This window comes from Streptomyces hokutonensis (assembly GCF_042751305.1).
GTDB lineage: Bacteria > Actinomycetota > Actinomycetes > Streptomycetales > Streptomycetaceae > Streptomyces > Streptomyces hokutonensis_A.
The window spans coordinates 372,909-380,184 of the sequence record NZ_JBHYWD010000008.1 but is presented as its reverse complement, the minus strand read 5'-3'; the positions used below and the strand labels follow the sequence as shown (position 1 = coordinate 380,184).

At 68.9% G+C, this 7,276-nt stretch carries 8 protein-coding genes and 2 pseudogenes; 7 read left to right on the top strand and 3 right to left on the bottom strand.

Going from position 1 to position 7,276, the window contains the following annotated elements; all coding sequences use genetic code 11:
* The first annotated feature begins 131 nt into the window (after positions 1-131).
* Complete coding sequence (locus tag ACFXC1_RS23535; RefSeq protein ID WP_381245475.1) at positions 132-869, top strand: DUF5819 family protein; 738 nt, start codon at positions 132-134, stop codon at positions 867-869.
* Positions 859-1,956 carry an HTTM domain-containing protein gene (locus tag ACFXC1_RS23530; protein ID WP_381245473.1) on the top strand — a complete coding sequence of 366 codons (1,098 nt, stop codon included), beginning with the start codon at positions 859-861 and terminating at the stop codon, positions 1,954-1,956. The genes ACFXC1_RS23535 and ACFXC1_RS23530 overlap by 11 nt, the downstream gene beginning before the upstream one ends.
* A 365-nt stretch (positions 1,957-2,321) precedes the next feature.
* Here the strand turns inward: ACFXC1_RS23530 and ACFXC1_RS23525 are convergent, their stop codons facing one another.
* Entirely contained in the window at positions 2,322-2,501 is a 180-nt protein-coding gene (locus ACFXC1_RS23525; protein WP_381245471.1) for a hypothetical protein, read from the bottom strand.
* Between the two features lie 63 nt (positions 2,502-2,564).
* Here ACFXC1_RS23525 and ACFXC1_RS23520 point away from each other — a divergent pair, with 63 nt between their 5' ends.
* The 3 genes from ACFXC1_RS23520 (at position 2,565) to ACFXC1_RS23510 (ending at position 4,257) form a co-directional block, all read left to right on the top strand.
* The gene (locus ACFXC1_RS23520; protein WP_381245469.1) at positions 2,565-2,789 is read left to right on the top strand and encodes a hypothetical protein; all 225 of its coding nucleotides are present in this window, start codon (positions 2,565-2,567) and stop codon (positions 2,787-2,789) included.
* 146 nt (positions 2,790-2,935) lie between these two features.
* A complete protein-coding gene (locus ACFXC1_RS23515) occupies positions 2,936-3,466 on the top strand; it encodes a SigE family RNA polymerase sigma factor (protein ID WP_351748532.1) in 531 nt (176 codons plus the stop codon).
* The gene (locus ACFXC1_RS23510) at positions 3,463-4,257 is read left to right on the top strand and encodes a hypothetical protein (RefSeq protein WP_381245467.1); all 795 of its coding nucleotides are present in this window, start codon (positions 3,463-3,465) and stop codon (positions 4,255-4,257) included. Before ACFXC1_RS23515 ends, ACFXC1_RS23510 begins: the two co-directional genes overlap by 4 nt.
* Positions 4,258-4,317: 60 nt before the next feature.
* Here the strand turns inward: ACFXC1_RS23510 and ACFXC1_RS23505 are convergent.
* Positions 4,318-4,458 (bottom strand): annotated as a pseudogene (locus ACFXC1_RS23505) (hypothetical protein); the annotation flags it as partial.
* Positions 4,459-4,532: 74 nt separating this feature from the next.
* Here ACFXC1_RS23505 and ACFXC1_RS23500 point away from each other — a divergent pair.
* A complete protein-coding gene (locus ACFXC1_RS23500; RefSeq protein WP_381245465.1) occupies positions 4,533-4,862 on the top strand; it encodes an endo-1,4-beta-xylanase in 330 nt (109 codons plus the stop codon).
* Positions 4,829-5,101, top strand: a pseudogene (locus tag ACFXC1_RS23495) (non-reducing end alpha-L-arabinofuranosidase family hydrolase); the annotation flags it as partial. The gene ACFXC1_RS23500 and the pseudogene ACFXC1_RS23495, both read left to right, overlap by 34 nt.
* A gap of 393 nt (positions 5,102-5,494) precedes the next feature.
* On the opposite strand, the gene ACFXC1_RS23490 reads toward ACFXC1_RS23495, so the two are convergent.
* Complete coding sequence (locus tag ACFXC1_RS23490) at positions 5,495-7,198, bottom strand: RICIN domain-containing protein (RefSeq protein WP_381245463.1); 1,704 nt, start codon at positions 7,196-7,198, stop codon at positions 5,495-5,497.
* Positions 7,199-7,276 lie beyond the last annotated feature (78 nt).

Here is a 7,276-nt window from a genome sequence, read left to right as displayed (position 1 = left end):
CAAACAAAACAAAAACACAACCAACACAACAACACTAAAATACACATTCCCTAGATCTAGTCTTCACAGTGTCTCTCCCACCTCCCCTCCCCCCCCCCCCCCGCGCCGTTGGCGCAATCTCAGGAGACACAGTGAGAGAAGCCAGAGTGGAAGGCCCGGCTGGGTCCGTGCCGGGCGGCACCGAAACGGCGGACGCCGAGGAACCGGACCGGGGCGGGACAACCCTTCCGCGCCAAGGCCTTTCGAAGCCTCCGCCCACCCTCCTGAAGGCGGGAACGAGCGCGGCTGTGGCCCTGTGCCTGGCGACGGCCCTGGCCCACGTTCTCCTGGTGTTTCTGCACGTGGCACCCCCGAACCCCCTCTCCCGGCAGTACAGCCGACAGGTCGACGCCTGGGTCTTCCCGCTGTTCGAGCAGAACTGGCGGCTCTTCGCCCCGGATCCGGAGTCGGTCAACCGGCAGATCTCGGCACGGACCAGGCACACCACCCCGGACGGCAGGGTGCACGTGAGCGGCTGGTTCGATCTGAGCGGCGTCGACGACTCGGCGGTGAGGCACGACGTCTTCCCGAGTCACACCGCGCAGAACATGCTGCGGCGGGCCTGGAGTTCGTACCTCGAAACCCATGGCGGTGACGACCGGCCCCGTTCGCAGCGGGCGCTGATGATGCAGAAGTACCTGACCGACATCGCGGCGGACCGCATGACCGACCAGCGCGGCGGCACGTTCGAGTCCGTCCAGTTGCGGGTGATCACCGTGCCCATCGCCGCGCCGGCCGAGGGACCCGGCCCCGGCTCGTCCGCAGCCGCGCCGAAACCTGTCGAAACGCGGTATCTGCCCTGGTGGAAGGTGACCTCCCGTGGAAACTGAGCAGGCACTCGCTGCGGACCGACGTATCCCACGTATCCCCGACGAGGCGGACGCAGGCCCGCCACGCCACGTACCGGAGCGGATCGGTGCGTTTCTCACGTTCCTGACCGAGCAGCCGGTCTCCCTCTACGCGGCGGCCGTTCTGCGCATCGGCTACGGACTCCTCTACCTCGTCTTCCTCCTGCGCGAGTTTCCGCACCGCGACGAGATCTGGGGACCCGGATCACCCTGGACGCCCGACCTGGCCAGGCAGCTCTTCGACCAGACAGGGTGGGCCAGCATCCTCACCCTGTCCGACAGCCGGCCGTACTTCGAGACCTGCTACGCACTGGCCCTCGTCACGTCCGCGCTGTTCATGCTGGGCTGGCGGACGAGAGCGGTGTCCGTGCTGTTCGCCGTCGTGGTGGCGTCGTTCCACGCCAGGGCGATCTTCATGACCGACGGAGGAGACAACCTCATCCTCCTCATGGCCCTCTACCTGGTCCTCACCGCGTGCGGCCGACGCTGGTCCCTGGACGCGCGCAGAACCCGCCTCCAGGGCTCCACGGGGAAGACGGCGAGCAGTTCGGCGGGCCCGGATGCCGACGAGTTCCGGCACCAACTCGCCTCGTCCCGCCGGACCTTGACGGCCGCGCTGCACAACTGCGGCATGTTCGTCATCGCGGCCCAGGTCTGCTTCCTCTACGGATCGGCGGGCCTCTACAAGGTGCAGGGCGCCTCCTGGGGCAACGGAACCGCCCTCCACTACGTCCTGAACCTCGACCTGTTCCGCCCCTGGCCCGAGCTCTCCCTCATGGTGGACGAACACGCCGCACTGATCGCCATTGCCTGCTACCTGACGGTGCTGCTCCAGGTCGCGTTTCCGTTCGTCCTGTTCGGACGGCTCAAGTACCCGGTCCTGACGATGCTGCTCGGCATGCACCTGGGCATCGCCGTCCTCATGGGGCTGCCGCTCTTCTCCGGTGCGATGGTCGTCGCGGACGCCGTGTTCCTGCCGGACCGCTTCTACCGGTCACTGGGACGACTGTGGCGGCGCACAGGCAGGCAGCTGAATGCCCACAAGTGTCGCCCGGTGACCATCAGGTGACCGCTGTCCGTCAGGGGATGTGCGGGGTCGGAGGAAATGATGGGACCAACTGGACAACAAACAACCCCCGGGCCGCTGACCTGGGGGCGAATTCTGGAGCGGGTGACGAGAATCGAACTCGCACTCTCAGCTTGGGAAGCGACGGCGCTTGCGGAGGCGAATAGCTTCTGACCTGGGTGTATGTGCTGTGACGTGACGTCCTACAGGCACGCGGTCGGCTCGGAGGCGCGGGGAGCGCTTCTCACGGGCTGACGGAAGCCGGCTTCCGGAGACGAGCCTCGGTCGGCGAGGTGTCGTTGCCGGAGCACATGGAATCACCGATGTCCCGGCCGTGCGTGGCGGGTCAGGAGTGGTCGAGAGGTCCGCTACTCCGGCACGACGGCTCCGTTGACCGTCTGCCCGGGCGCAGGCACCGGGATCGCGACGGTGACGGCGGCCAGGTGGGCGGCACAAGTCTCACGCTGGTTCCACGTGAACATCACCGTACGGGAGTTGTTCGCGTTCGCCTTCTCGGCCTCGGCGGTGGCGACGACCAGGGGCGGCAACCTTCTCGTCCTCTGCGGCAACTGTGATCCGGAAGGCCGAGTCGAACTACCGGATGGACGAGCATGAGGGCAACGAAGCACGCCGCGCCGCGACCGTGGCGCGGGCACGGACTGGTCACGGGCATTCCCTCGGGGCTGCTGGTCGTCGGTGTGCCGGCGTCCCGTCCCCCGGGGAGCGGAACCGGTGTCAGGATCACCGACATCCACGGGGAGCGGCTGACCGCCGACGGCACCGCCGTGCAGCCGGACGTCGCGCAGCCGACCGGCGTCCGGTTCGCCCGGCATTGACCAGCCCGCCGGTCAGCCTTCACCGCCCCGCAACCGAGCACGACCGCTCTTCGAATCCCGGGCCGGACACTGTTAGGCTGCGCGCCCCGATGTTGTTAAACGTGCAACCAACGCGCACATCATTGCCACGAGAGGGCGGCCGGGGGATGGTCCTCGATGACGCGTCCGCGGAGTTCCACGAGTTCTTCGAACGCCACTACGCCGAACTCGCCCGTCTGGCTTATCTGCTGACCGGCGAGACCGACGCGGCGGACGACCTCGCGGCGGATGCCCTGGTCGCCCTGTGGCAGCGCTGGGACCGGCTGCGGCAGGCCGACCACCCGCTCGCCTACGCCCGCGGTGTGGTGGCCAACCTGGCGAGGGGACGGATCCGCAGCGCGGTGCGGGAGCGACGTCGGATCGCGCTGTTCTGGTCCCGCAGCCCCGAGAAGGTGGACGGGCCGGACATGGCGGCCGTACTGGACGTCCGCGCGGCGCTCGCCCGGCTGCCGTTCCGCAAGCGGGCCTGCGTGGTGCTGCGGCACGCCTTCGACCTGTCGGAGAAGGACACGGCGGTGGCGCTGGGCATATCGGTCGGCACGGTGAAGAGCCAGACCTCGAAGGGAATGGCCGAGCTGGAAAGGATACTGGGCGCACGAGCGGCCGGGGACCTGGTGGCAGGGAGGAGGAACCGGTGAACGAGGAGATCGCCCGTCAGCTGCGCGAGGCCGCCGAGGCCCACCGGCCCGACCGCGCGAGGATGCTGGCCCGGGTGCAACGAGGCATGGCCGGCCCCGCCGTCCGTCATCGCGCGCGGCCGTTCGCGAGGTCCTGGATCAGGGTCGCGCTCGCCGGGCTCGCGGGGCTCGCCGCCGCTGGCATCCTGGCGACCGGCGGCCTCGCCGTCGCCGCCATCGTCGCCACCTCGTCACCGTCGCCCACCGTGACCACGCCTGCCACCCCGTCCCCGACCGTCAGCTCCCCGCACCCGACATCGGCCCGCCCCACCCCTGTCGCGCCGGCCCCGGTCACCACCCCGGGCAGCTCACGCCCGACTCCGCCGACCGCCAGTCCATCACCATCCGCCGGCGAGAGCCAGAACGGACCGTTGTGGTCGGCCGGCTCGGTGGATCCGCAGAGCACCGTCTACTGGACGCAGAGCAACCTCGTCCTCAAGACGACCCAGCCGCTCACCTCGCTCACGGTCGAGATCCGGATCGTGCAGACCGGCGGGGTGAAGAACACCGGCACCTGGCAGACCCTGCCGAGTGATGACTTCACCGTCACCACCCAGGAGGCCGGCGGCACGCTGGTCTACCGCTGGGTCCTCAAGCCGGGCCTGACCGTGCCGGCCGGGAGCCATGAGTTCGCCGCGCAGTTCAACAACGGCACCGGCGCGCGCAGTGCCGCGGGCGACGGCTACCGCGTCGACGGGCAGGATTCGGGCGGCTCCGCGTCGGTCCGGGGAGGGTTCGTCCCGGCCCGGTGAAGGCCGGTGTGCGGCAGGAGGACAAGGTCCCCCTGCCGCACAAGCTCGATGGGAGAACAAGTACCCGAGCCGCTGGTACGGGGTCCAGTCGGCCGGCCCGGCGTTGGTCCCGTCGGCGCAGGTGGCCTCCATGGTGGCCGGCAGGTCGCCGTGGAACTGGGTGGGGACGGTGACGGCGGCTGTGACAAACCTTCCCCCCATCGCGGCAACCTTTGTGTGCGTGGCGGCAACTGGCGGACAACCGGGGCCGGATCAAGGCTCACCGCCAGAAGGACATGCCCTTGTCAGATCAGAACCGCTCTCATCGCCGCCGTCCGGCTGCCCGCCGCGTGCTCGCCGCCGCCGTGGTCCTCGCCGCCGCGGGTGCTGCTGTACCCCTGGTCGCCCAAGCCGCACGCACGCCGAAGGCCCCCACGCCGGCAGGCGCAGCGGCCGACAGCGGCCGCTACTTCGGCACGGCAGTGGCCTCGGGCAGGCTCGGCGACTCGACGTACTCCGCCATTCTCGACCGGGAATTCAACATGATCACCCCGGAGAACGAGATGAAGTGGGACACCACCGAACCCTCCCGCGTTACTTCCGCTCCTTCACCGCCACCAGCCTGAACGGTGCGTGGACCCCGCAGGCCGCCGGCGAGGACAACCCCTTCGCCGGCAAGGCCAACAGCGGCGCCACCTGGACCGACGACATCAGCCACGGTGACCTGGTCCGCGACAACCCCGACCAGACCATGACCATCGACCCCTGCCACCTGCAGTTCCTCTACCAGGGCAAGTCCCCCACCGCGAGCGGCCCCTACGACCGACTGCCGTGGCGGCCGGGTGTCCTCACCCTGCAGCGCTGACCGCTGCTCACCGCCTCGTCGAGGAACCCCAGCCGTGTGCCGGCTGGGGTTCCCGTCGTTCGGGGATCAGACGGAGGCTCGGCGAGGCTTGTCGGGCTGATGGATGTGCTCCTGATCCTGCGCGGCGTGGGCGCCGGCGTCCCGGGCCGCATTCACCTTCCGCCACAGCGACGCATTCATAGACCGGCACGGCCCGCACTCTCCCGGCCGCGCGGTCGAACTCGGCCTCCCCGCCGTCACCTGTCGACACGATCACTCCTTTCGCCAAGGCCGCCTCGGTCGGCGCCCGCACCGACGGCGGCATGGCCGGCGCCGACCGAGGAGTCCTCAGCCCGACGAAGACGACGAAATGCGCCCCCATCGAAGAGATGGGGGCGCATTTGTCGGCTTCACCTACTTGAGTGGTGTACCACCCGAGTTGTGATAGGCGATCGTCTTGTTGAACAGGTTTCCGCCGTCGGTCTCAGGCGTCGTCTGCTCCGTCCACCCCGCACCGAACAGCAGGCCGGCGATGTGGGCGTCCGCCACCTGGTCCATGTGCGAGAAGAACCAGTCCACCTTGTCGTCCTTGTAGTGGTCGGGCGTGTTGTTCTGCGCCATGTTGCCCACGGGGATCTGCCACAGGACGACCGGCTTGCCCACGGACTCGGCCATCGTCTTCCAGAACTTCAGCGAGGCGGCGGCCTTCTGGTCGTTCCAGAAGTGGTCACTGCCGCCGTGAGCCGGCTGTGCGTACCAGCCCGCGTCGCGGTCCGACACATCGGTGGCCAGGAAGTCGGCGTTCTTCGCCCCGAGGTCCGCGTAGTCCGTGATGCACTTCTGGAGGTTGCTCTCCCAGTCGAAGCAGGAGAGGTGCAGCCCCACGGCGGTGTTCGGCGCGTACTTGTGCGCCATCGAGATCAGGCACTGGGCGAGTCCGGAGGCGCTGTTCTCCTGCGATCCGCAGTCCGTCGGATTCGAGGCCTTGACCTGTGCGGGAACCTGGTGCAGATTGCCGAGCGTCCGGGCGAAGCCCCAGAAGTCGGGCTCGAGGTCGATCGCGTCGTGCGACGTGCCGATCTTCTGGAGGAAGAACCGGTAGTCGTTCAGGTACTTGGTGAGCAGGTCGGTCCGGTTGATGGCCTTGACCTCGCCCGGACCGTCGCCCTCGCCCGCCGCGTCCCCGAGGTCCCGCAGCGAGTACCAGGTCCACAGATACTTCTGCGGTCGCGACTTGCCCTGGTAGGTCGCCTTGGCCGCCACGCTGTCCTGCCAGGTCACCTGGTTTCCGGGCGCTGTGCTGGTGCCGCCCCAGCAGCCCCACCAGCTCGACCACTCGGCCTTGCAACGCGACGCCGTATAGGCCTCCGACGAGGGCGCGGGCTGGCTGTGTATGTAGGCGTAGCGCACGTCGAACGGCGCGGCGTTGAACGAGGCGTCGGACATCGAGCCGCCGATGAGCACCTTGTCACTGCCCATGAAACTCTTCGCCGACGTGCCGTTGGTGGCGGCCGGAGACGTCGACGGCGACGTCGGGGTGCTGCTCGGAGCCTGGCTCGCCGGAGCGCTGGCGCCGGGCGTGGGCGTGCTGGCGGAGTTCCCCGGGTTCCCGGTGCCGCCGACGCTGCCGGCCGGGACGAGCTTCCACTGCTGGTTGGCGGCGCTCAGGTCGCGGTTCTGGACGATGTTGCGCCCGTCGGCCTTGGCGGCGTTCTGGACACCGACGGCCATGCCACTGAAGCGATTGACCAAGCGCATGTAGCCGTTCGTCGACTTGGCCAGTTTGAACTGCTGGTTGGTGCCGTTCAGGTCTTTCCACTGCACGACGGCGGAGCCGGCGGTCTTCGACCAGCCGAGGTCGTCCAGCACCTTGCCGGAGTTCCGGTTCTGCAGCCGGTAGTACCCGTCACCCGCGTCGATGAACCGCCACTGCTGGTTGGCGCCGCCGTGACGGCTCCACTGCACCACCGCCGCGCCGTCGTTCTTGGCGGAGGCGCGGTCGTCCAGCACCTTGCCGCTGTTGCGGTTGACCAGCACGTACCACTTCTTCAGGTCCAGGGTCTTCTGCTGCGCCGAAGCCTGGCTGACCACGACAGCCGAGCCGGCCACGACCACCATGGTGAGACCCGCCCAGAGACCCCGGCGCGCGAGCAACCGACGGCCACGATGCTTCGGGCGGCCACCGCGCGCGCCCCC